This window comes from Vibrio sp. T11.5, from assembly GCF_027587155.1.
Classification (GTDB): Bacteria; Pseudomonadota; Gammaproteobacteria; order Enterobacterales; family Vibrionaceae; genus Vibrio; species Vibrio neptunius.
Genome location: NZ_JAPPTP010000002.1, coordinates 71,021 through 95,311, shown reverse-complemented (window position 1 = coordinate 95,311; position 24,291 = coordinate 71,021). Strand labels below are relative to the sequence as shown.

The following is a 24,291-nucleotide window of genomic DNA, read 5'->3' as shown; positions in this document are numbered from 1 at the left end:
ACAAATGACAGATAACAAAACCTTACCAACTGAGGTCCCAACTCTCTACATTGTTCCAACCCCAATTGGAAATTTAGGGGATATCACTCAACGTGCACTTGATGTTTTAACCGATGTCGATCTCATTGCTGCCGAAGATACTCGCCATACTGGCAAACTGTTGTCTCATTTCGGCATTCCGACAAAAACCTTTGCATTGCATGACCATAATGAACAGCAAAAAGCGCAAATGTTGGTCGAAAAGCTATTATCCGGACACTCAATTGCCTTAGTGTCTGATGCAGGAACGCCACTAATTAGTGATCCAGGGTATCATTTGGTCACCAAATGTCGTCAGGCTGGCGTTAAAGTTGTGCCACTTCCTGGTGCCTGTGCAGTTGTCACTGCGTTAAGTGCCTCTGGACTACCTTCTGATAGGTTTAGTTTCGAAGGTTTTCTGCCAGCAAAAAGTAAAGGTCGCAAAGATAAATTTCTTGAGATAGCAAAAGCTGAGCGTACTTGTATCTTTTATGAGTCCCCACATCGTATTGTGGATTCTCTGGAAGATATGTTGGAGATATTAGGCCCTGAGCGCGAAGTGGTTCTGGCTCGTGAACTGACTAAGACGTTTGAAACGATTCACGGGTTACCTTTGGGGGAGCTCGTTGAATGGGTTAAATCAGACGAGAACCAGCAAAGAGGCGAAATGGCGCTACTTATTCATGGTTATCGCTCGGCTATTGAAGATTCTCTTCCGGAAGAAGCGACTCGTACCTTGGCCATATTGACAAAAGAACTGCCTTTGAAGAAGGCTGCAGCCATGTCTGCTGAAATCTATAACTTGAAGAAAAATGCCTTATATAAATGGGGGCTAGAAAACCTCAACTGAGTCTAGAGTGAATACGTTGTCGCTCGTTTTCTAATCACTTGGTTGTTGGTTTACGGCAAATGTGTGATCTCGCTAGACACTGAGTGGCAATCTCTATACAATCCGCATCGGAGTTGACTGGGTAGTCGCTGCTTCATTGATGTCCCTAGCCTTGTGTTGGGGAGACTGATGAAGGGGAGGAAAGTCCGGGCTCCATAGAGCAGGGTGCCAGGTAACGCCTGGGAGGCGCAAGCCTACGACAAGTGCAGCAGAGAGAAGACCGCCGATGGCCTAAGGGTACAGGTAAGGGTGAAAGGGTGCGGTAAGAGCGCACCGGGCGACTGGTAACAGTTCGCTGCAAGGTAAACTCCACCCGGAGCAAGACCAAATAGGCTTCCACATTGCGTTGCTCGCGTAAGGAAGCGGGTAGGTTGCTTGAGCCAGTGAGCGATTGCTGGCCTAGACGAATGGCTACCACCGCATAAGCGGAACAGAACCCGGCTTACATGTCGGCTCCACCTATTCGAAACCCATCGTAACCTCAGCGTTATGATGGGTTTTTTGCTTTTTATTGACGAAATTAATTCTGCAAGCACTAAACTTAGCGCAATATCACGTGTTCCAGTCTGCAATGGGTGGCGATCACCCTCTAAATCAGTACACTGGAAAGTTTGAGCGCGCAGTGCGAGAGCGAGATAAAAAATCATGACCGAAGAATTTAAGCACATTTCTGTATTACTGCATGAATCTATCGATGGCTTAGCCATTAAGCCTGATGGTACCTACATTGACGGAACCTTTGGTCGTGGTGGGCACAGTCGTCAAATCCTTTCTCAGCTGGGAGAGCATGGTCGTCTTTTTAGTATCGATCGTGATCCGCAAGCCATTGAAGAAGCTCAAACGATCGATGATCCTAGATTTACGATTATTCATGGCCCTTTCTCAGGCATGGCGACGTATGCAAAAGAGCGAGGCTTAGTTGGTCAAGTTGATGGTGTCTTGCTTGATCTTGGTGTTTCATCTCCTCAGCTCGATGATGCTGAGCGTGGTTTCAGTTTTATGAAAGATGGCCCGCTGGATATGCGCATGGATCCCACATCAGGGATCCCTGTTTCTCAGTGGCTAATGGAAGCCGATCTAGATGACATCACTTGGGTTATTCGTGAGTTTGGTGAGGATAAACATGCTCGTCGAATTGCGAAAGCGATTGTGGCTTACCGTGAAAACGAAGAAAATGAACCGCTGCTACGTACAGGTCAGCTTGCTAAGCTGATTTCCGACGCGGCGCCAAAGAGTTTTAAAGAGAAAAAACACCCAGCTACGCGTGCATTTCAGGCGTTCCGTATTTACATCAATAGTGAGCTTGAAGAAATCGATACCGCGTTAAAAGGCGCTGCTAGTATTTTAGCTGCTGAAGGCCGTCTGTCCGTGATCAGTTTCCACTCTCTTGAAGATCGCATGGTGAAGCGCTTTATTCGCAAAGAGAGCAAAGGTCCTGAAGTCCCTCATGGAATTCCAATGACAGAAGCACAAATCAAAGCCCTAGGTAGTGCTAACTTAAAGCCAATAGGAAAAGCAATTAAGCCTTCTAAGCGAGAAATTGATATCAATACTCGCTCTCGTAGCTCTGTACTGCGTATTGCGGAGAAACTCTGATAGCAATGAGTAAAGCCAAGTCAAATCTAGCTAAACTGATTGTTGTCGACCTTCTGACAGTGGGGCGAATGCCTTTGCTGGTATTGATTTTGATCTTTGCATCCGCCATGGGCGTTGTTTTCACGACACACCACACACGACAAGCTATTACCGAAAAAGATCAAGCCTTGCAGGAACGAGAAAGGCTAGACAATGAGTGGCGCAACTTGCTGATTGAAGAAACGGCGCTAGCCGAGCATAGTCGAGTGCAAGAAATTGCCAAAGATGAACTGCAAATGAAACGTCCGGATTCAGATAAAGAAGTGGTAATTGACCTCCCATGAGTAAAAGTAAAGTCACCGCTCCTACCAAGAAACCGGCGAATACAGAGAAGCCTAGCTTGATCCGTTGGCGTTTTTATTTAGTCCTATTGTTTGTTTTAGGGGCATTCTCAGCTCTGGTAGCCCGCATAGCCTACATTCAAATCGTTGAGCCTGACAATCTCATTCAGCAGGGTGATTTACGTTCTATCCGAGCGAAAACTATTCACTCTGCCCGAGGAATCATTTCTGATCGCAATGGTGAGCCTCTCGCTGTTAGTGTGCCTGTGGAGGCGGTCTGGGCTGATCCGGCAACTATTTTTAAACGTGACGGCTTTGCTAACATGGATCGTTGGTATGCTCTGGCCGATGTTCTCGGCCTTGACCGTAAAGAAATGGTCAACAAAATCCGTCGTAACAAATCCCGCCGGTTTGTCTATCTTCAACGTCAAGTTAGCCCAGCAATGGCTCACTATATCCGTGAACTGAAACTTGCAGGCGTTGGTCTGAAAGCTGAGTCCAGACGTTATTATCCGACAGGTGAAGTTAGTGCTCACTTGGTCGGTGTGACTGGTATTGATGGCCACGGATTGGAAGGTGTTGAGCGTAGCTATGATAAATGGCTGACGGGAGAAGCGGGTAAACGCATCATTCGTAAAGACCGATATGGTCGGGTAGTTGAAAACATTTCATTGGAAGAGCGAGAAGAAGGTAAACCGCTCGAGCTGACAATTGATCAACGTATTCAGGCCATTGCTTATCGTTCTATCAAGCAAGCTGTAGCTGATTACCGCGCTACCTCGGGAACAGCGGTGATATTGGATGTAAAAACCGGTGCAGTGTTGGCGATGGTCAATGCTCCTTCATACAACCCAAATAACCGTTCTGACCTTCAATCGGCCAAAATGAGAAACCGGGCCATCACCGATGCGTTTGAGCCTGGTTCAACGGTGAAACCTTTTGTTGTTTTAGCCGCGCTGGAAAATGGGGTCGCTGATAAAAATACGATCATTGATACTGGCAGTGGCATTATGCCAATTGGTGGCCAGAGAGTACGTGATACATCCAAAGTAGGAAAAGCGGATCTAACGACGATTTTGAAAAAATCGAGTAACATCGGTGTTGCTAAGCTAGCGCTCGATATGCCTTTAGAAGCCTTGCTTGGTATGTACAGTTCTATCGGGTTTGGTGAAATGTCAGGGCTGAACCTAGTGGGTGAAACATCAGGTATTTTCCCCGATCGACGTCGTTGGTCCAAATTTGAAATTGCAACTTTGGCATTTGGTTATGGTTTGACTATTACACCCCTTCAACTTGCGCATGCTTATGCCACACTGGGTAATTTCGGCAAGTATCAACCCATCCATATTATCGAAAACAACCAACAGGACCTATCCCGTCAGGTGATTGATGAGAACAATGCACATATGGTGCTGAATATGTTAGAGACCGTAACTCAGCCTGGTGGTACTGCAACCAAAGCGGCGGTGCCTGGTTATCGTGTTGCAGCAAAGACAGGTACCTCACGCAAGGCGATTGCAGGGGGATATGGTGATGAGTATTTTGCCTATACCGCAGGTGTGGCGCCTGTCAGTAATCCACGCGTAGCTCTAGTGGTAGTGGTTAACGAGCCTCAAGGAGACAACTACTATGGCGGTTCCGTTGCTGGCCCCGTGTTTTCTGAGATATTAAAGGGCACACTGCAGATCCTCAACGTTGCTCCTGATGAAAACAGATTTAAAGAAGAATAAGTGAGGTGTTAGATGACCAAAGAACTCACACTGGCTAATTTGCTTGCTCCTTTGGCTGACTTGTCGTCCCAGGCAGGAGGTGACATTGTTATTGAGAGATTGGTTCTCGATAGTCGTAAAGTGGCTCCTGGTTCTACCTTTGTTGCCATTAAAGGTCATGCTGTCGATGGGCGGCAGTTTATTCACTCTGCGGTTGAGCACGGAGCTAACGCCATTATTGCTGAAGCGGATGAGAGTGCCGTCCACGGTAAGGTGACATGGATTGGTGATGTTCCTGTTATTTACATCAAGCAGCTATCCAGCCATTTGTCAGGACTTGCAAACCGTTTTCAACCTCTTGAGCGCAATCAACTTATCGCAGTGACAGGAACTAACGGTAAAACGACCATCACTCAGCTAATTGCTCAATGGTTAGAGCTGACTGGTAAAAAAGCGGCGGTATTGGGAACGACAGGCAACGGTTTTTTAGACTCGTTGAAGCCAGCCTTGAATACAACGGGCAATGCGTTAGACGTTCAGCAAACTTTGGTGGATTTAGAAAAACAAGGTGCACAATATACCGCGATGGAGATTTCGTCTCACGGTTTGGTTCAAGACAGAGTGAAAGCGCTCAGCTTTGCGGTTGGTGTATTCTCTAATCTCAGTCGTGATCATCTCGATTACCATGGCACAATGGAAGAGTATGCACGAGCCAAGCTGTCCTTGTTTACTCAACATGATTGCGCTCAGGCTGTGATCAATCTTGATGACCCCATTGGGGAAAGCTGGGTTAAACAGCTCGGCAATTGTATTCCGGTCTCTTTATCTCCGATTCAAAACGGCAATGGCGTATTTGCTAGCCATGTCGAATATTCTGAAGCGGGTATTTCGCTGAAATTTTCCGGTCAGTATGGGGAAGGCTGCTTTACAGTACCTTTGATTGGAGCATTTAATGCCAGCAATGTGCTGGTGGCTTTTACTGCGCTGCTATCTATGGGAATAGAAAAACAAGCGTTGATAGACACTGCCAGCCAACTTAAACCTGTCTTAGGGCGTATGGAATTGTTTCAGGCAGAGGGCAAAGCCAAAGTTGTGGTTGATTATGCACATACTCCTGACGCCTTGGAGAAAGCGCTATCTGCGCTGAGGGTCCATTGTAAAGGAAGATTGTGGGCAATATTTGGTTGTGGTGGAGATAGAGATACTGGCAAGCGCCCGATGATGGCATCAATTGGCGAAAGTTTAGCGGATGTGATTATTCTAACGGATGATAATCCTCGCAGCGAATCGCCGTCAGCGATAGTAAAAGATATGCTGGCGGGTATGGCTTCACCTCAAAATGCCATTGTTGAACATGATCGCTATAACGCTTTAGCTCAGGCACTAAAGCACAGTAGTGGCGACGATATTATTTTGCTCGCTGGTAAAGGCCATGAAGACTACCAAGTGATGGCTAATGAAACCATTCATTACTCTGATCGCGAATCTGCCCAACGACTTCTGGAGCTAACACTATGATTACTCTAATGCTGTCCCAACTTGTTGATGTACTGGACGCCCAACTCATCGGTGACGATACTGCTATTCAATCTGTCTCAACGGATACGAGAACGATTGAGTCAGGGTCTTTATTTGTCGCATTGGTGGGTGAACGATTTGATGCCCATGACTTTGCAGGTCAGGCTGTCACGTCTGGAGCGAGTGCGTTGTTGGTGAGCAAAGCGGTCGACGTTCAGGTGCCTCAGTTGTTGGTTGAAAACACCAAAGTTGCACTGGGTAAGCTGGGTCAGTTTGTTCATCAAGTGTGTCAAACGCCAACTGTAGCGATTACGGGAAGCTGCGGCAAAACGACAGTCAAAGAAATGGTCGCCAGTATTATGAGCCAGCAAGGCCAAGTGCTTTATACCGCTGGCAACTTTAACAATGATATCGGTGTTCCACTAACTTTGCTGCGTTCTCAACCGGAAGATGACTTTGCCGTCATTGAATTGGGTGCCAACCATATTGGAGAGATTGCTTACACGACACAACTGGTTAGCCCAGATGTCGCATTGGTGAATAACGTTGCAGCTGCGCATTTGGAAGGTTTCGGCTCAATGGATGGCGTTAAACGTGCTAAAGGTGAAATTTATCAGGGGCTTAAACCAGGTTCTGTCGCTATTGTAAACCTAGATAGCCATGGTGGAGATTACTGGCGAGAAGTACTGTCTGACAAAACGGTGAAGACATTTTCACTGTGTGATAACAGTGCGGAATATAAAGCGCGTAATGTAACAATGAATGTGAATGGTGAGGCATCCTTTACCGTTGAGGCACCAGATACATCATTTGATGTCAAGCTGGGGATGATCGGTCAGCACAATGTAGCAAATGCACTCGCAGCAGTAGCTTTATCAATAGAGCTAGGGGCAACATCAGAGATGATCTCATCAGGTCTAGCCAACTTATCAAAAGTGAAAGGTCGAGTTGAAACGATTGAGCTAAGCGATAGCATAAGGCTGATTGATGACAGTTATAACGCCAGCGTCCCTGCTATGAAAGCAGCTGCAGATCTATTAAATAGCTTCGATGGCATACGGTGGTTGATTTTGGGCAATATGGCGGAGTTAGGTGATGAAAGTCTTGCACTTCACCGCCAAGTCGGTGAACATGCGGCCCCATTTAAATTTGAATATGTGCTTACTTACGGTGCTGATACTCAAGCGATCAGCGATGTGTGCAAGGGTAAGCACTTTGATACTCATGACAGCATGATTGAGTTTATTGAGCAGCAGCTCAACCTGAATACTGGCTCTCAGACATTACTGGTTAAAGGAGCAAACAGTGCAGGCATGAGCAAGATCGCCGCTGCTTTGAAGGAGATGTATACATGATCATTTGGCTTGCAGAGCTCCTACAGCCATACTTTTCATTCTTCCGTTTGTTCGAATACTTATCGTTTCGGGCTATCATAAGTGTGTTGACTGCGTTAGGCATATCACTTTGGATGGGGCCGCTCATGATTCGCCGTTTACAGATGCTTCAAATTGGTCAGGTCGTGCGCAACGAAGGTCCAGAGTCACACTTCAGTAAACGTGGGACCCCGACAATGGGGGGAATCATGATCCTGACTGCAATAGTGACGACGGTTTTACTTTGGACTGACCTTTCTAATCCATACGTTTGGGCGGTGTTGGCTGTTCTGATTGGCTATGGTGCTATCGGTTTTGTTGATGATTACCGAAAGGTTGTGCGTAAAAATACCGATGGACTTATTGCGCGATGGAAATACTTTTGGCAATCGGCTATTGCTTTGGTTGTTGCCTTCAGCTTGTATGCGCATGGAAATGAAACTTCGGCGACTCAACTGGTTGTGCCTTTCTTCAAAGACATCATGCCTCAACTTGGCCTGATGTACATTGTTTTGACTTACTTCGTTATTGTTGGCACTAGTAATGCCGTTAACTTGACCGACGGTCTTGATGGCTTGGCCATTATGCCTACAGTTTTGGTCGCAGCAGGCTTTGCCGCGATTGCTTGGGCTACTGGCAATGTTAACTTCGCAAATTACCTCCATATTCCTCACGTACCTCACGCTTCTGAGCTGGTGGTCGTTTGTACGGCAATAGTTGGTGCAGGGCTAGGTTTTTTATGGTTTAACACGTATCCAGCCCAAGTCTTTATGGGCGATGTTGGTTCACTGGCACTAGGTGGTGCGCTGGGCACAATTGCAGTGCTTGTTCGTCAAGAGTTTGTGTTAGTTATCATGGGGGGGGTATTTGTCATGGAAACTCTGTCGGTGATTCTTCAAGTTGGTTCCTACAAGTTACGTGGTCAGCGTATTTTCCGTATGGCTCCAATTCATCATCACTACGAGCTCAAAGGCTGGCCCGAACCACGTGTTATTGTACGTTTCTGGATCATTTCTATCGTTCTGGTCCTTGTAGGTTTAGCAACACTCAAAGTACGTTAGGGAAATCAGAATTTGACTATGGATCGTTGGCAGAACATAGAGAGTGTTGTCGTTGTGGGGCTCGGTATTACCGGGCTCTCGGTTGTTAAATACTTGGTAAAATTACCTTACTCTTTAACTATTCGCGTCATTGATACACGCGATAACCCACCGGGTAGTGAAGCGCTACCAGAGGGAGTTGAACTTCATTCTGGTGGTTGGAATTTGGACTGGTTGATGGCAGCCGATTTGATCGTCGCCAATCCTGGTATTGCCCTGACCAATCCAGAAATTCAACATGCTATAGACTCTAATATTCGAGTCGTTGGTGATATAGAACTGTTCGCGTGGCAGGTAGATAAGCCAGTTTTGGCAATAACAGGCTCAAACGGTAAGAGCACTGTGACCGATTTGACGGGTGTGGTCGCCAATGCTGCGGGAGTAAAAACTGCCATTGGCGGTAATATTGGTGTACCTGCGTTGGACTTGCTTGAGCAAGAAGCCGAATTGTATGTGCTTGAGTTATCCAGTTTTCAGTTGGAAACAACATCTAGCCTAAGTCTTAAAGCGGCGGCATTCTTAAATTTGTCTGAGGATCATATGGATCGCTATGACGGTATGGAAGACTATCGTCGGGCTAAACTTCGCATTTTTGATAATGCTCAGGCATGTATTGTCAATGCAGATGATCTCGCTACCTATCCAGATAAGGAGCATGCCCCTCTCGTCGAATTTAGCCTAGAAAAAAATTGCGAGTTCCATATCAAAGTGGTGGATGAAAGAGAGTACTTGTGTCACCAAAATGTAAAAATATTGGCGTCTGATGAGCTTAACCTAGTGGGAAGACACAACTTAGCTAATGCATTAGTTGTCTTTGCCTTACTCGAACAAGCCGGTATTGCTATTTCTCACGGAATAGATGCACTTAGGACTTACAGCGGCCTGACACATCGATGTCAGGTTGTCATGGATAATAAGGGTGTTAAGTGGGTCAACGATTCCAAAGCTACCAACTTAGCAAGTACATTGGCAGCACTTTCCGGCTTAACTCTCTCTGGCAGGCTGTATTTGTTAGTCGGTGGTGACGGAAAAGGGGCGGATTTTTCTGAATTAACGTCAGTATTGAGTCCATTGAATGTTCAGCTATGTTGTTTTGGAGCTGACGGCGATAAGTTTCTGCCGTTACATCCAGACGCCAAACTATTTGAGACTCTTGAAGAGATTGTAAAATGGGTCAGCTTACAGGTCGAGCCAGGAGATATGGTTATGTTGTCTCCAGCATGTGCGAGCTTTGATCAGTTTAAGAATTTTATGGTACGTGGTGAGGTTTTTGCTGCCCTCGCTAAGCAATATGCTTAATTGAACCGACTGGAATGCAGATAAGACACTTATTTTCGACTACCAAACTGTGGATGACAACCTCGTCTCCAGAGGCCTTTTTTGACCGTCAATTGGTGTGGATCTCTTTAGGTTTGATGTTAACTGGTTTAGTTATGGTGACTTCAGCCTCATTCCCGATCAGCTCACGTTTAACAGATCAACCGTTCCATTTTATGTTTCGCCATGCTGTCTTTTTGCTACTGGCACTGTCTACAGCTAGCGTCATTTTGCAGGTGCCGCTGAGAAAATGGTCTCAGTACAGTACTGCGTTGCTCGGGCTATCTTTCTTTCTGTTAGTGGTTGTACTCGTGGCGGGTAAATCGGTTAATGGTGCTTCCCGCTGGATACCCCTGGGGCTGTTTAACCTTCAACCAGCTGAGATTGCCAAGCTGTCTCTGTTTATCTATATGTCCGATTACTTAGTCCGCAAACACGAAGAAGTTCGATCAAGCTTTTTTGGTGGTTTTATCAAACCCATTATAGTGTTTGGCACCCTTGCAAGTTTGCTGTTGCTTCAGCCGGATCTTGGTACCGTCATTGTAATGCTTGTCACCTTGTTTGGTATGCTTTTTATTGCTGGGGCCAAGCTCACTCAGTTTTTGGCACTGATGGTCGTAGGGATTGTCTCTGTTGTTGGACTTATTTTAGTCGAGCCTTATCGAATGCGTCGTGTGACGTCATTTCTTGATCCTTGGGAAGATCCGTTTGGTAGTGGTTACCAGCTAACTCAGTCACTGATGGCGTTTGGTCGAGGTGAATGGTTTGGTCAGGGGCTGGGTAATTCGATTCAGAAGTTAGAGTATTTGCCAGAAGCGCACACAGATTTTGTATTTGCAGTGCTAGCTGAAGAGTTGGGTTTTGTTGGTGTAGTACTGGTTTTAATGCTGATTTTTAGTCTGGTTGTTAAAGCGATTCTGATAGGCCGTAAAGCCTTTGAACACGATTTATTGTTTGGAGGTTACTTATCGTTTGGAATCGGAATTTGGTTCGCTTTTCAGACTTTGGTTAATGTTGGTGCTGCGGCTGGTATGGTACCAACGAAAGGTCTGACGTTACCCTTGATTAGTTACGGTGGTTCCAGTCTGATTATAATGTCGACAGCCGTCGCGATATTGCTCCGTATAGATCATGAATGTCGATTGATCGCATTGCATAGCGAGCAGCAACAGAAAGAAGAAAATGAAAGAGAATAAACGATTAATGGTGATGGCCGGAGGCACTGGTGGTCACGTCTTTCCTGGATTGGCTGTCGCGAAGAAGCTTCAGCAGCAAGGATGGGAAATTCGTTGGCTTGGAACGGCCGATCGCATGGAAGCGGAACTGGTACCTAAGCACGGTATCGATATTGACTTTATTAAAGTCAAAGGATTACGTGGTCAGGGATTGAGTCGACTTATCAAAGCGCCTTTTCAAATTGCGAATGCTATACTGCAAGCAAAGAAACATATGCAACGATGGCAACCTGATGCTGTACTTGGAATGGGTGGATACGTTAGCGGTCCGGGCGGTATTGCGGCTAAGATACTGGGAATACCCGTTATTCTGCATGAGCAAAATGCGGTGGCAGGACTAACTAACCAGTGGCTATCGCGCATTGCATCTAAGGTTTTTCAAGCATTTCCAGGGGCTTTCCCAGATGCTGAGGTGGTCGGTAATCCTGTTCGTGAGGATGTGGTAGCATTACCCTGTCCACAACAGAGAATGATGGAGCGCGATGGGAAAATCCGTATCCTAGTGATGGGTGGGAGCCAAGGCGCGAAAATTCTCAATATTACAATGCCGGAAGTCATGTCTAGGTTAGGCTCTAAGTATGAAATTTGCCATCAGGCAGGTAGAAATAATCACTTAGAAGTGTCTGCAGCATACCAAGCTTTTAATGTTGAAAATGCTCAGGCAATAGAATTCATTGATGATGTTGCACAAGCTTATGCATGGGCAGATCTGTTAGTTTGTCGCTCGGGAGCTCTGACGGTTTCCGAAGTGTCGGCTGCTGGAGTTGGCGCTGTGTTTATTCCATTTATGCACAAAGACAGGCAGCAAGCATTGAACGCCGATCACTTAGTTGAATGTGGTGCAGCAAAAATGATTGAGCAACCTGATCTCACAATCGAAAAATTAACCGAACAAATTCACCAGTTGGATCGCACGAAGCTACTTGAGATGGCACAAAGTGCCCGAACTGCTGCCAAGTTAGATGCCGATACCAAAGTCGCTGAAGCTATCATTGCGCTCGCGAATTAAAGAGAAATATTCATGACAATTCAACATACCCAAGATTTAGCGCAAATTCGAGCCATGGTGCCAGAAATGCGCCGTGTTAAATGTATTCATTTTATCGGTATCGGTGGCGCAGGAATGAGTGGGATCGCTGAGGTTCTACTCAATGAAGGTTATCAAATTACTGGTTCTGACTTAGCTGAAAACCCTGTCACTGAGCGACTTGCTAAAAAAGGTGCGACGATTTTTATTGGTCATACTGAAGATAACGTTCAGCAAGCAAGTGTTGTCGTTGTCTCGACCGCTATCAATGAAGAAAATCCTGAGATTAAAGCAGCAAGAACGGCGAGAATACCTGTTGTGCGCCGTGCGGAAATGTTGGCAGAACTTATGCGTTTCCGTCACGGTATTGCCGTGGCTGGTACTCATGGTAAAACCACGACGACTGCACTGGTTACTCAAATTTATTCTGAAGCAGGCCTCGATCCTACCTTTGTTAACGGGGGCTTAGTTAAGAGCGCTGGCACGAATGCACGTCTTGGTTCGAGTCGTATCCTGATCGCTGAAGCGGACGAAAGCGATGCGTCTTTTCTTCATCTTCAACCTATGGTGAGTATCGTAACCAATATCGAAGCCGATCATATGGATACCTACGGCGGAGACTTTGAAACTCTAAAGCAAACATTCATCGATTTTCTTCACAATTTGCCTTTTTATGGGCAAGCGATTGTGTGTATTGATGATCCGGTAGTTCGAGATTTGATCCCGAAAATGAGTCGACAAGTCATCACTTATGGCTTTTCTGAAGACGCAGATGTTCGTATTGAAAACTACCGTCAGGAAGGCCAGCAGGGACAATTTACCGTGGTGCGTAAAGGGCGTGTAAATCTGGATATTACACTGAATATTCCTGGCCGCCACAATGCACTTAATGCTTCTGCGGCGATTGCCGTTGCTACGGAAGATGATATAGACGATAAAGCTATCTTACGTGCTATGGCCGGAACGCAAGGAACAGGACGCCGCTTTGAACACCTTGGCGAATTTGATACAGGCAATGGCAGCGCGATGTTGGTGGATGACTATGGTCATCACCCGACCGAAGTAGATGTCACAATTCATGCTGCTCGCAATGGCTGGCAAGACAAGCGTTTGGTGATGATCTTTCAACCCCATCGTTATAGTCGAACGCGGGATTTGTACGATGATTTTGCTAATGTGCTAGAGCAAGTCGATGTTCTTTTGATACTCGACGTTTACTCTGCCGGTGAGAAACCAATTGCTGGAGCTAACAGCCGTGACTTATGCCGCACTATTCGTAGTAGAGGTAAAATTGACCCCATTTTTGTCTCAGATAGTTGCACTTTACCCTCTGTTTTAGCGAATGTTTTGCAAGATGGTGACTTGGTACTAACGCAAGGTGCTGGAGATATTGGCAAAGTAGCCAAGCAGCTAGCTGCTTTTGAATTAAGTATCGATAAGATGCAAATGGCATGATTTAAATATGAGATTTCGATTAATTCGATTAATTAATGCAATTAAAGTGCGATTTCTCAATTTCAGTGTTTGATACTTTCAATGACGCCAGTATAATCCGAAGGTTAAAGTAATTGCTTTTGCCTTTTTTACGAAAAATGAGATAGGGCTTAGAGTTGCGAACTGATAGTAGGGACAGCGGACTTGATTGAAAGTGCTGTGAATGAAGGCCGTCGTTTTACTGACTCACCACTAGTGAAAAAGCACACCTTTGGCGGTGCATTTTTGCTGGTGGTTTTGATGTTGATAGGGTCTACCCTTTATGCCACGTTATCTTGGATGTGGGATGATAAGCGTCTACCTTTATCTCACATCGTTTTAGAGGGGGATTTGAAATACGTTTCCCCTCTCGACGTTCAGCGCGCATTCGCTAGGTTACAGCATGTTGGTACTTTTATGTCACAAGATGTGAAAGTACTTCAGGATACGGTTGAAGCTATTCCTTGGGTTTCGCATGCATCGATTCGTAAACAGTGGCCTGATACTGTAAAAGTTTTTCTGACCGAGTATAAAGCGGTCGCTATCTGGAATGGTAATGAGCTGCTCAATAGTCGGGGACTGGTATTTAATGGAGATATTGGCAAGTTAGAGGAAGAGCGAGTTAAGCTCTATGGCCCCATAGACACGAACCAAGAAGTCTTGGAAATATGGCAACAAATCAATCCTCAATTTGCAGTATTAAACCTAAAGATTTCTTCGTTATTACTGAATGAACGCCGTGCATGGCAGATTATCCTTGATAACGGTATCAGGCTAGAACTAGGTAAAGAATCTTTAGAAGAGAGGGTGGAAAGATTCCTCTCTTTGTACAAAAACTTAGGTAGCGACTCCCAAAGAGTCAGTTATATTGACCTCAGGTATGATACGGGAGCTTCCGTTGGGTGGTTCCCTGAGCAAGATTTAGAACAAGAGAGCACAGATGACTAAGACCGCTGATGACAACATTATTGTTGGTCTTGATATAGGTACTGCAACCGTATCGGCTCTGGTTGGAGAAGTACTGCCTGATGGTCAGATAAACATAATCGGTGCAGGTAGTAGTCCATCGCGAGGAATGGACAAGGGTGGCGTCAACGATCTTGAATCCGTTGTAAAGTCTGTCCAGAGAGCGGTTGATCAAGCTGAACTGATGGCCGAATGCCAAATCAGTCATGTTTTTATTTCAATCTCTGGTAGACATATTGCTAGCCGAATAGAGAAAGGCATGGGAACCATCTCCGATGAAGAGGTTTCTCAAGAGGACATGGACCGTGCAATCCATACTGCTAAATCTATCAAAATAGGTGACGAACAGCGCATTCTGCATGTAATTCCACAAGAATTTACTATCGATTACCAAGAAGGGATTAAAAATCCGCTAGGTTTATCAGGAGTAAGGATGGAAGTGAGCGTGCATTTGATCTCTTGCCACAATGATATGGCGAGAAACATTATCAAAGCTGTTGAGCGGTGTGGTTTAAAAGTGGAGCACCTAGTTTACTCGGGTTTAGCTGCGAGTAACGCTGTGATCACTGAAGACGAACGTGAGCTAGGCGTTTGTGTTGTCGATATTGGTGCTGGCACTATGGATGTGTCAATCTGGACAGGTGGTGCTTTACGTCACACAGAAGTGTTTTCTTACGCAGGTAACGCTGTGACAAGTGACATTGCTTTTGCATTTGGTACTCCTGTTAGCGATGCAGAAGAAATAAAAGTGAAATATGGCTGTGCTCTAAGTGAGTTGGTCAGCAAGGACGACACGGTTAACGTTCCTAGTGTAGGAGGGCGTCCATCACGCAGTTTGCAAAGACAAACTTTGTCTGAGGTGATTGAACCTCGTTATACTGAGTTGATGGGGCTGGTTAATCAAACTATCGATACTGTTCAGGAGAAGCTGCGTGAAGAAGGGATTAAACATCATCTTGCAGCTGGTGTGGTGCTCACTGGTGGTGCTGCGCAGATTGAAGGATTGGTAGAGTGCGCGGAACGTGTATTCCGTAATCAAGTGCGAGTTGGCAAACCTCTCGAGGTGAGCGGACTTACAGACTATGTAAAAGAGCCGTATCACTCTACGGCGGTGGGTTTACTTCATTATGCAAGAGACAGCCAGATCAATGACGATACAGAATACAATGAGCCTAAACGCCAATCTGTAACGTCATTTTTTGGACGCTTGCGTAACTGGATACAAAAAGAATTTTAACCTGAGCAGCAGGATAAACGGAGATAACACATGTTTGAACCGATGATGGAAATGTCTGACGACGCAGTAATTAAAGTCGTTGGGGTTGGTGGCGGTGGTGGTAATGCCGTTGAACACATGGTACGTGAATCCATCGAAGGCGTGGAGTTCATTAGCATCAACACTGATGCGCAAGCGCTTCGTAAAACAAGCGTGAATAGCGTGATCCAGATTGGTGGTGATATCACTAAAGGTCTGGGTGCAGGCGCTAACCCTCAGGTTGGGCGTGATGCTGCTCTCGAAGATCGAGATAGAATTAAAGAAGAGCTCGATGGTGCCGATATGGTATTTATCGCAGCTGGCATGGGCGGTGGTACAGGAACAGGTGCTGCTCCAGTTATTGCAGAAGTCGCAAAAGAGCTGGGTATACTCACTGTTGCCGTCGTGACTAAGCCATTTAGCTTTGAAGGCAAGAAGCGTTTAGCTTTTGCTGAGCAAGGAATTGAAGAGTTGTCTAAGCAGGTAGACTCATTAATTACGATTCCAAACGAAAAGCTACTCAAAGTATTGGGCCGTGGCATCACTCTACTCGAAGCTTTTGCTAGCGCGAATGACGTACTTAAGAATGCAGTACAAGGTATTGCAGAACTTATTACTCGTCCGGGCATGATTAACGTCGACTTTGCAGATGTTCGAACTGTGATGTCTGAAATGGGTCATGCAATGATGGGTAGCGGCGTTGCCAAAGGTGAAGATCGTGCTGAAGAAGCGGCTGAGATGGCTATCTCAAGCCCACTTCTGGAAGATATCGATCTCGCTGGTGCTCGTGGTGTTCTTGTTAACATTACAGCTGGTCTTGATATGCGTCTGGATGAGTTTGAAACAGTGGGTAACACGGTTAAAGCATTTGCTTCAGATAATGCTACAGTTGTTATTGGTACTTCGTTAGACCCTGATATGGCTGATGAAATTCGCGTAACTGTTGTTGCTACTGGTATTGGCACAGAGAAAAAGCCTGACATCACTTTGGTGGCTGGTGGAAAAACGAAAGTTTCTTCTGTTGCACAACCACAAACACAGCCAGCTGCACCTACTCAGCAGCCAGCTGTCAATAAAGTGGAAGAAAAACCGGCACCAAGTTTGCAAGAGAAACCTCAGGTGACTCCTCAGCCGACAAGTTCTGCTCCTTCGAGCTCAGGTGCTGGTCAACAAAGTGCCGCCCCTAAAGCTGATAAGGACACTGGTTATCTTGATATTCCAGCATTCTTACGTCGTCAGGCTGACTAAAATTAAGTCATAATTTGACACTGTTCAAAATTATGGTACGATTCGCGGTCAATATTACTCATTGACCGCGTTTTGTAGCAATTAGTACTGAGGCAAGCAGATGATCAGACAACGTACTCTGAAAGAAATAGTGAAAACAACTGGTGTGGGACTCCACTCTGGTCGCAAAGTGACACTTACTCTTCGCCCAGCGGCTGCAAACACAGGTATTATTTACCGTCGTACAGATGTTAATCCACCTGTCGATTTTCCAGCAGATCCAGAATCAGTTCGTGATACCATGCTTTGTACCGCTTTGGTTAATGACGAAGGCGTACGCATTTCAACAGTCGAACACTTAAATGCTGCACTTGCAGGTATGGGTATCGATAACATTATTGTTGAGGTTGATGCGCCAGAGATTCCAATCATGGATGGCAGTGCTAGCCCTTTTGTGTTTTTGCTGCAACAAGCTGGTATTGAAGAACAGAACGCACCTAAGCGTTTTATCCGTATCAAGAAACCTGTGCGCTTTGAAGATGACGATAAATGGGCAGAGTTTGTACCTTTCAATGGTTTCCGTATGGATTTCGAGATTGAGTTCAACCATCCAGCAATTGAATCAGATGAACAACATTTATTGTTTGATTTTTCATCACAAGGCTTTGTCAAAGATATATCTCGTGCACGCACCTTCGGTTTTATGCGCGATATTGAATACTTACAATCTCAAAACCTATGTTTAGGTGGAAGCTTTGATTGTGCCATCGTATTAGACGAATACCGTATTCTTAATGAAGAAGGTCTGCGATTCGAAAACGAATTTGTTACTCATAAAGTATTGGATGCTATTGGTGACCTATACATGTGTGGCCACCCAATCATTGGTGAGTTCCGTGCGTTTAAATCTGGTCATGGTTTAAACAACCAACTACTACGTTCTGTTCTAGCAGATCAAGAAGCGTGGGAGTGGGTAACGTTTGAAGAAGAAGCAGTTTCACCAGTTGCTTTCGCGCAACCAAGCATGGTTGTAGCGTAAAAAGCAAAAGATTTAAAAAACCAGGCGAAAGCCTGGTTTTTTTGTTTTCGTCGTTTGCCGCATGGCAAAGATCTGCCAACGGTTCAAAAGATCTTGCCGATCAATTTGAATCTTTAGGTCCAATAAATAAATTTATTCGGTTTACTGGTGGGCATATTTTAATCTCAGAAGATAAACATCCATCATATAGCGAACAAAAATAAAGAATGCTTCAAACAAATCACCTTATTATTGGTCGTTAGAGGCAAAATTCCTTAAACTAACCGCCACTTAAGCCTTGAAATCTATAGTTCTCATCACAATATCTGAGTAAAGTGATTTATCTCAGTATTCTTAGTTCAAAACTGTTAGAGACTGAAGGCACAGAATGTAGATCGGGCCCGATCTAAGTAAAGAGAGATGCATAGCAAATGATAACTAAGCTACTGACAAAGGTAATTGGCAGTCGCAACGACCGCACGTTACGTCGCCTTAGAAAAATTGTAAAAGAAATTAATAACTATGAACCAACCTTCGAAGCGCTTTCTGATGAAGAATTGAAAGCTAAAACGGTTGAGTTCCGCCAGCGTCTTGAACAGGGTGAAACCTTAGATAAACTTCTGCCAGAAGCGTTTGCGACAGTACGTGAAGCATCAAAGCGTGTTTATGGTATGCGTCACTTCGACGTCCAGCTTATTGGTGGTATGGTACTGAATGCTGGTCAGATTGCTGAAATGCGCACCGGTGAAGGTAAAACACTGACTGCAACATTACCTGCTTATCTTAATGCTCTTGCAGGAAAGGGAGTGCACGTTGTTACCGTCAACGACTACCTAGCAAAGCGTGATGCAGAAACAAACCGTCCTCTCTTCGAATTTCTTGGGATGACCGTTGGCGTCAATGTGCCAAATATGCCTCCACAAGAAAAGAAACAAGCTTACTTAGCGGACATTCTATACGGAACCAACAATGAGTTTGGTTTTGACTACCTGCGTGACAACATGGCCTTCCGTCCCGAAGACCGTGTTCAACGTGCTCGGTTCTTTGCAGTAGTGGATGAAGTAGATTCGATTCTTATTGATGAAGCACGTACGCCATTGATCATCTCTGGCCCTGCAGAAGATAGTTCTGAACTGTACACGCGTATTAACACACTTATTCCAAATCTTCAGAAACAAGATCAGGAAGATTCAGAAGAGTATCGTGGTGATGGCCATTACACCGTCGATGAAAAATCGAAGCAGGTCCATCTGACAGAGACGGGTCAAGAGTTTGTTGAAGAACTGATGATCAAGAATGGCTTAATGGAAGAAGGAGATACACTTTACTCTCCGGCGAACATTAGCCTGTTGCATCACGTTAATGCGGCCCTGCGTGCCCATGTACTGTTTGAAAAGAACGTAGACTATATCGTCAATGAAGATGGCGAGGTGGTGATCGTTGATGAACATACTGGCCGTACAATGCCAGGCCGTCGTTGGTCTGAAGGTCTTCATCAAGCTGTTGAAGCCAAAGAAGGTGTGAAGATCCAGAACGAAAACCAAACGCTCGCATCTATTACATTCCAGAATTTCTTCCGTTTATACGAAAAGTTATCAGGTATGACGGGTACTGCGGATACTGAAGCGTTTGAATTTCAGTCTATTTATGGCCTAGAGACGGTTGTGATCCCAACCAACAAACCCATGATTCGTAACGATATGCCGGATGTGGTTTATCGTACTGAAGCAGACAAATTCAATGCGATTATTGAAGATATTAAAGAGCGCGTTGCTAAAGGTCAGCCTTCTCTAGTGGGTACAGTTTCGATTGAAAAGTCTGAACTGCTGTCTAATGCGCTGAAAAAAGCGAAGATCAAACATAACGTTTTGAATGCAAAATTTCACGAACGTGAAGCAGAAATTGTTGCTGAAGCAGGAACCCCTGGCGCGGTGACAATCGCCACTAACATGGCTGGTCGTGGTACTGATATTGTGTTAGGCGGAAGCTGGCAGGCGAAAGTGGATTCAATGCAGAATCCAACACAAGAGCAAATCGAAACGATCAAAGCAGAGTGGAAAGAAATACACGACAAAGTTCTTGAAGCTGGCGGTCTGCACATCATTGGTACTGAACGTCACGAGTCTCGTCGTATTGATAACCAGCTACGAGGTCGTTCGGGTCGTCAGGGAGATGCAGGTTCTTCGCGTTTCTATTTATCAATGGAAGACTCCTTACTACGTATCTTCACCTCAGATCGCATGGCTAGTCTTATCCAAAGTGGTATGGAAGAAGGTGAGGCGATTGAATCTAAGATGCTATCTCGCTCCATTGAAAAAGCGCAACGTAAAGTTGAAGGTCGCAACTTCGACATACGTAAACAGCTACTTGAATACGATGATGTGGCGAACGATCAGCGTAAAGTGGTTTATGAGCTTCGTGATGAACTGATGAGTATTGAAGACATCAGTGAAATGGTTGAGCAAAATCGAGCTGATGTGATCAGTGCTATTATCGACGAATACATTCCACCACAATCTCTGGAAGATATGTGGGATGTAGAAGGCCTTCAAGAGCGTCTGAAGAACGACTTTGATTTGGATGCGCCGGTCAAACAGTGGCTTGAAGAAGACGATAAGTTATACGAAGAAGCACTGCGTGAGAAGATCCTTGAAACTTCTGTTGCCGTTTATAAAGAGAAAGAAGCGGTGGTGGGTGAGCAGGTTCTACGTAACTTTGAAAAATCCGTTATGCTACAAACGCTGGATACGCTTTGGAAAGAGCATTTGGCGGCAATGGATCATTTGCGTCAAGGTATCCACCTACGTGGCTATGCTCAGAAAAACCCGAAGCAAGAGTACAAACGTGAGTCGTTTGAGTTGTTTGAAGGTCTTCTAGATGCGCTTAAATCAGACGTCATTACCATACTGTCTAAAGTGCGAGTTCAACAGCAGGAAGAAGTTGAGCGTATGGAAGCGCAGCGCCGTGCCCAAGCAGAAGAAGCGGCTCGTCGTGCTCAAGCTCAGCATGCATCTGCTGAAAATCAACTTTCCGACGACGAAAACCATGATGGTGCACATCAGCCAACGGTTCGTGAAGAACGCAAAGTTGGCCGAAATGAGCCATGCCCATGTGGTAGCGGTAAGAAGTACAAGCAATGTCACGGTCAAATTAATAGCTAATTTGAAACCGTACATGAAAAGTAAAGAGTCGCTTAAGCGGCTCTTTTTTTGAGGAAAATTACTATGAAACGTATTCATATTGTTGCGGCCATCATTTTTAATTCCGACCAATCGGAAGTGTTTATTACCAAGAGGCCAGATGATAAACATAAGGGGGGCTTCTGGGAGTTTCCTGGTGGTAAAGTGGAATTAGGTGAAACCATAGAAGACGCTATTGTTCGAGAACTCGAAGAAGAAGTCGGTATTAAGGTGACAGAGCAGAGTCTATTCGAACACCTTGAATATGACTACCCAGAAAAGTCGCTCAAGTTTGATTTCATTAGTGTGACCAGATTCGAGAATGCTCCGTACGGTAAAGAAGGTCAACAAGGCGTTTGGGTACCAATAACTGAGCTTACTCGCTATGCATTCCCGGAAGCTAACATACCCATTTTACATCGAGTGATGAACGAATTTGCACAGAGGTAGGTAAGTGTCGTTCGTTTTGATAAAAATTTTGTGATGAAAGATCATCCGGATCTAGCCAGCAATGGTTAATGTTGGTAGTTTTAATCTACTAAGCACATTTAATGATAATAATGGAGAGGTGCAATGGTACGTATTGCAATTGCCGGAGCTGCTGGTCGTATGGGCCGAAACTTAGTTAAAGCCACTTATTTGAACCAACAGGCTCAAGTAGGTGCAGGCTCCGAGAGACCAGAGTCATCTTTAGTCGGCGTAGATATTGGGGAGCTGTGTGGTGAAGGAAAGTTTGACATTGTAGTGACTGATAATTTGGCAAAAGATATTAATAACTTTGATGTGATCGTCGACTTTACTGCCCCTTCAAGCACCCTTGCTAACCTTGAGTTATGTAAGCAACACGCAAAGGGTATTATTATTGGTACGACAGGCTTTACCGAGCAAGAGCGTGAACAAATTGACGCATTTGCGCAGCATGTACCTGTGGTCATGGCACCTAACTACTCTGTGGGAGTAAACCTGGTTTTCAAGCTCCTCGAAAAAGCCGCCAAGGTAATGGGCGATTATTGCGATATTGAAATTGTAGAAGCACACCATCGTCATAAAGTAGATGCGCCATCAGGTACTGCAATTGGTATGGGAGAAGCGATTGCTGATGCAATGGGTAATAAGCTAAGTGATGTGGCGGTCTACGCTCGTGAAGGTATCACAGGTGAGCGTACTAAAGATGAAATTGGCTTCGCGACCATCCGCGCTGGTGACATCATTGGTGAGCATACAGCAATGTTTGCTGATATTGGCGAACGTGTGGAAGTGACCCATAAAGCTACAGATCGCATGACTTTCGCTAATGGTGCAATTAAGGCAGCGGTTTGGCTTAATGAGAAGCCAGCGGGTTTTTACACTATGACCGATGTATTGGGTCTAAACGAGCTTTAGTTTGAAGGGAATTACCCTGCATCTTAGTATTAAAGTGAAACTAGAAACTGAAAGTAAATAATTATGCGCTGGGTTTGCCCGGCGCTTTTTGTATCTGGCTTAAATTAGTAATCCAATAAACAAGTTGACATATGATATCTGCATCTAAGTTTAGTGTGTTTTTTTGGTTGTTTGTGTGTTTATTTTTGCTTAGTTGCTTAAAAGTTATGGTAATTGTGTGTTGTTCAACGTTTGCGCTAAGGTGATAATAAAAACTGTGATCTCAGATATGTTGAAAATACTCCATTTCATAAATAGTTCGTCTTATCTCCTTGTTAGTCGGACTAAACTGTATATTTTAGCCATCTAAAAACATTTTTGGTTTTAACTGCTCTAAATATTAAATTTATTTTCGTGTCTCTGTTGACACTTCTTTATCGCCTCATTAGAATACCGCCAATTTGTCTAAATAACCTGAAAACGCTTTTTTATTGCGTGAAGGAAGGCAGATTTGCAGTTTAATTTATTATTTTTGCATTTTTATTCTGGAGGTTGTCTTGAGTAAATCAGCACTGTTAGTCCTAGAAGATGGGACAGTGTTCCGCGGAGTTTCCATTGGAGCAGATGGGTCGTCCGTTGGTGAAGTTGTTTTTAATACCTCGATGACGGGGTACCAAGAAATCCTCACTGATCCTTCCTATTCCCAACAAATCGTCACACTTACTTATCCTCACATAGGCAATACCGGAACCAATTCCGAAGATGAAGAATCCTCTTCCATTCATGCACAAGGCCTTGTGATTCGCGATCTCCCTCTCATCGCTTCTAACTTTCGTAACGAACAATCCCTTTCTGATTACCTTAAATCGCAAAACATCGTTGGCATCGCTGATATTGATACGCGTAAGCTGACTCGCATCCTGCGTGAAAAAGGTGCACAAAACGGTTGTATCGTTGCGGGTAACAACTTAGACGAGGCTCTAGCGCTGGCTAAAGCAAAAGAATTCCCTGGCCTAAAAGGTATGGACCTTGCGAAAGAAGTTACAACAAAAGAAGCGTATCAATGGAAACAAGGTTCGTGGACGCTTGAGGGTGGACTTCCTGAGGCGCAAGACGACAGCGAATTGCCATATCACGTTGTTGCCTATGACTTCGGTGCAAAACGAAACATCCTGCGTATGCTTGTTGACCGAGGCTGCCGCTTAACAGTAGTTCCTGCTGAAACCAGTGCAGAAGAAGTTTTGGCGCTCAACCCTGACGGCGTGTTTTTGTCAAACGGCCCTGGTGACCCTGAACCATGTACTTACGCTATCGAAGCGACCAAAGTGTTCTTGGATAAAGGTTTGCCAATCTTTGGTATCTGTTTAGGTCACCAAATCCTTGCGTTAGCGTCTGGTGCGCAAACCGTTAAGATGAAATTTGGTCACCACGGTGCTAACCACCCAGTTAAAGACCTAGATCGTAATGTTGTGATGATTACTTCTCAGAACCACGGTTTTGCTGCTGATGAAGCAACATTGCCTGAGAACCTACGTGCAACTCACGTGTCACTATTTGATGGCTCTCTACAAGGTATCCACCGTACAGATAAGCCAGCATTTAGCTTCCAAGGTCACCCTGAAGCAAGCCCTGGTCCACACGACGCAGCACCATTATTTGACCACTTTATCGAACTAATCAAACAACACAGCGCTTAATTCGGAGTAGTA

19 protein-coding genes and 1 other RNA gene are annotated in these 24,291 nt (G+C 45.0%); all 20 read left to right on the top strand.

The annotated features are described in order from the left end of the window. Positions 1–4: 4 nt before the first annotated feature. The 20 genes from rsmI to carA all read left to right on the top strand — a co-directional run bounded on the left by rsmI (position 5) and on the right by carA (position 24,279). The gene (gene rsmI, locus OH455_RS03670) at positions 5–868 is read left to right on the top strand and encodes a 16S rRNA (cytidine(1402)-2'-O)-methyltransferase (RefSeq protein ID WP_206373505.1); all 864 of its coding nucleotides are present in this window, start codon (positions 5–7) and stop codon (positions 866–868) included. Between the two features lie 109 nt (positions 869–977). Next, positions 978–1,368, top strand: an RNA gene (gene rnpB, locus OH455_RS03665) — RNase P RNA component class A. 184 nt (positions 1,369–1,552) lie between these two features. Then, positions 1,553–2,503, top strand: a complete 951-nt coding sequence (rsmH, locus tag OH455_RS03660; RefSeq protein WP_206368160.1) for a 16S rRNA (cytosine(1402)-N(4))-methyltransferase RsmH — start codon at positions 1,553–1,555, stop codon at positions 2,501–2,503. Between the two features lie 5 nt (positions 2,504–2,508). After that, positions 2,509–2,826, top strand: coding sequence for a cell division protein FtsL (gene ftsL / locus OH455_RS03655; protein WP_045976166.1), 318 nt, complete (start codon positions 2,509–2,511; stop codon positions 2,824–2,826). Beyond that, positions 2,823–4,553, top strand: a complete 1,731-nt coding sequence (locus OH455_RS03650; RefSeq protein WP_045976165.1) for a penicillin-binding transpeptidase domain-containing protein — start codon at positions 2,823–2,825, stop codon at positions 4,551–4,553. The genes ftsL and OH455_RS03650 overlap by 4 nt, the downstream gene beginning before the upstream one ends. Before the next feature lie 12 nt (positions 4,554–4,565). Next, positions 4,566–6,050, top strand: coding sequence for a UDP-N-acetylmuramoyl-L-alanyl-D-glutamate--2,6-diaminopimelate ligase (murE, locus tag OH455_RS03645; RefSeq protein ID WP_269980383.1), 1,485 nt, complete (start codon positions 4,566–4,568; stop codon positions 6,048–6,050). Then, complete coding sequence (locus OH455_RS03640) at positions 6,047–7,405, top strand: UDP-N-acetylmuramoyl-tripeptide--D-alanyl-D-alanine ligase (protein WP_045976163.1); 1,359 nt, start codon at positions 6,047–6,049, stop codon at positions 7,403–7,405. The genes murE and OH455_RS03640 overlap by 4 nt, the downstream gene beginning before the upstream one ends. Further along, a complete protein-coding gene (mraY, locus tag OH455_RS03635; RefSeq protein WP_269980382.1) occupies positions 7,402–8,484 on the top strand; it encodes a phospho-N-acetylmuramoyl-pentapeptide-transferase in 1,083 nt (360 codons plus the stop codon). The genes OH455_RS03640 and mraY overlap by 4 nt, the downstream gene beginning before the upstream one ends. An 18-nt stretch (positions 8,485–8,502) precedes the next feature. Next, complete coding sequence (gene murD, locus OH455_RS03630) at positions 8,503–9,822, top strand: UDP-N-acetylmuramoyl-L-alanine--D-glutamate ligase (protein WP_269980381.1); 1,320 nt, start codon at positions 8,503–8,505, stop codon at positions 9,820–9,822. Positions 9,823–9,836: 14 nt separating this feature from the next. Further along, positions 9,837–11,036, top strand: a complete 1,200-nt coding sequence (gene ftsW, locus OH455_RS03625; RefSeq protein WP_269980380.1) for a cell division protein FtsW — start codon at positions 9,837–9,839, stop codon at positions 11,034–11,036. Beyond that, a complete protein-coding gene (gene murG / locus OH455_RS03620) occupies positions 11,023–12,084 on the top strand; it encodes an undecaprenyldiphospho-muramoylpentapeptide beta-N-acetylglucosaminyltransferase (RefSeq protein ID WP_269980379.1) in 1,062 nt (353 codons plus the stop codon). The genes ftsW and murG overlap by 14 nt, the downstream gene beginning before the upstream one ends. Positions 12,085–12,096: 12 nt before the next feature. Next, the gene (murC, locus tag OH455_RS03615) at positions 12,097–13,557 is read left to right on the top strand and encodes a UDP-N-acetylmuramate--L-alanine ligase (protein ID WP_269980378.1); all 1,461 of its coding nucleotides are present in this window, start codon (positions 12,097–12,099) and stop codon (positions 13,555–13,557) included. A gap of 183 nt (positions 13,558–13,740) precedes the next feature. Continuing rightward, positions 13,741–14,523, top strand: a complete 783-nt coding sequence (locus tag OH455_RS03610; protein WP_269980377.1) for a cell division protein FtsQ/DivIB — start codon at positions 13,741–13,743, stop codon at positions 14,521–14,523. Continuing rightward, positions 14,516–15,778: a cell division protein FtsA gene (gene ftsA, locus OH455_RS03605; RefSeq protein ID WP_045976156.1), complete on the top strand. Its 1,263-nt coding sequence runs from the start codon at positions 14,516–14,518 to the stop codon at positions 15,776–15,778. Before OH455_RS03610 ends, ftsA begins: the two co-directional genes overlap by 8 nt. A 30-nt stretch (positions 15,779–15,808) precedes the next feature. Then, entirely contained in the window at positions 15,809–17,044 is a 1,236-nt protein-coding gene (gene ftsZ / locus OH455_RS03600) for a cell division protein FtsZ (RefSeq protein ID WP_045976155.1), read from the top strand. Positions 17,045–17,144: 100 nt separating this feature from the next. Further along, positions 17,145–18,062 carry a UDP-3-O-acyl-N-acetylglucosamine deacetylase gene (gene lpxC / locus OH455_RS03595; RefSeq protein ID WP_045976154.1) on the top strand — a complete coding sequence of 306 codons (918 nt, stop codon included), beginning with the start codon at positions 17,145–17,147 and terminating at the stop codon, positions 18,060–18,062. Between the two features lie 410 nt (positions 18,063–18,472). Then, positions 18,473–21,202 (top strand): preprotein translocase subunit SecA, encoded by a 2,730-nt coding sequence (secA, locus tag OH455_RS03590; RefSeq protein WP_269980376.1) that lies wholly within the window; start codon positions 18,473–18,475, stop codon positions 21,200–21,202. Positions 21,203–21,265: 63 nt separating this feature from the next. Then, positions 21,266–21,670, top strand: a complete 405-nt coding sequence (mutT, locus tag OH455_RS03585) for an 8-oxo-dGTP diphosphatase MutT (RefSeq protein WP_045976152.1) — start codon at positions 21,266–21,268, stop codon at positions 21,668–21,670. Between the two features lie 123 nt (positions 21,671–21,793). Next, on the top strand, positions 21,794–22,603 hold the full coding sequence (dapB, locus tag OH455_RS03580; protein WP_206368173.1) for a 4-hydroxy-tetrahydrodipicolinate reductase: 810 nt from the start codon (positions 21,794–21,796) through the stop codon (positions 22,601–22,603). Between the two features lie 536 nt (positions 22,604–23,139). After that, positions 23,140–24,279 (top strand): glutamine-hydrolyzing carbamoyl-phosphate synthase small subunit, encoded by a 1,140-nt coding sequence (carA, locus tag OH455_RS03575; RefSeq protein ID WP_019274504.1) that lies wholly within the window; start codon positions 23,140–23,142, stop codon positions 24,277–24,279. The last annotated feature ends 12 nt before the right edge of the window (positions 24,280–24,291 follow it).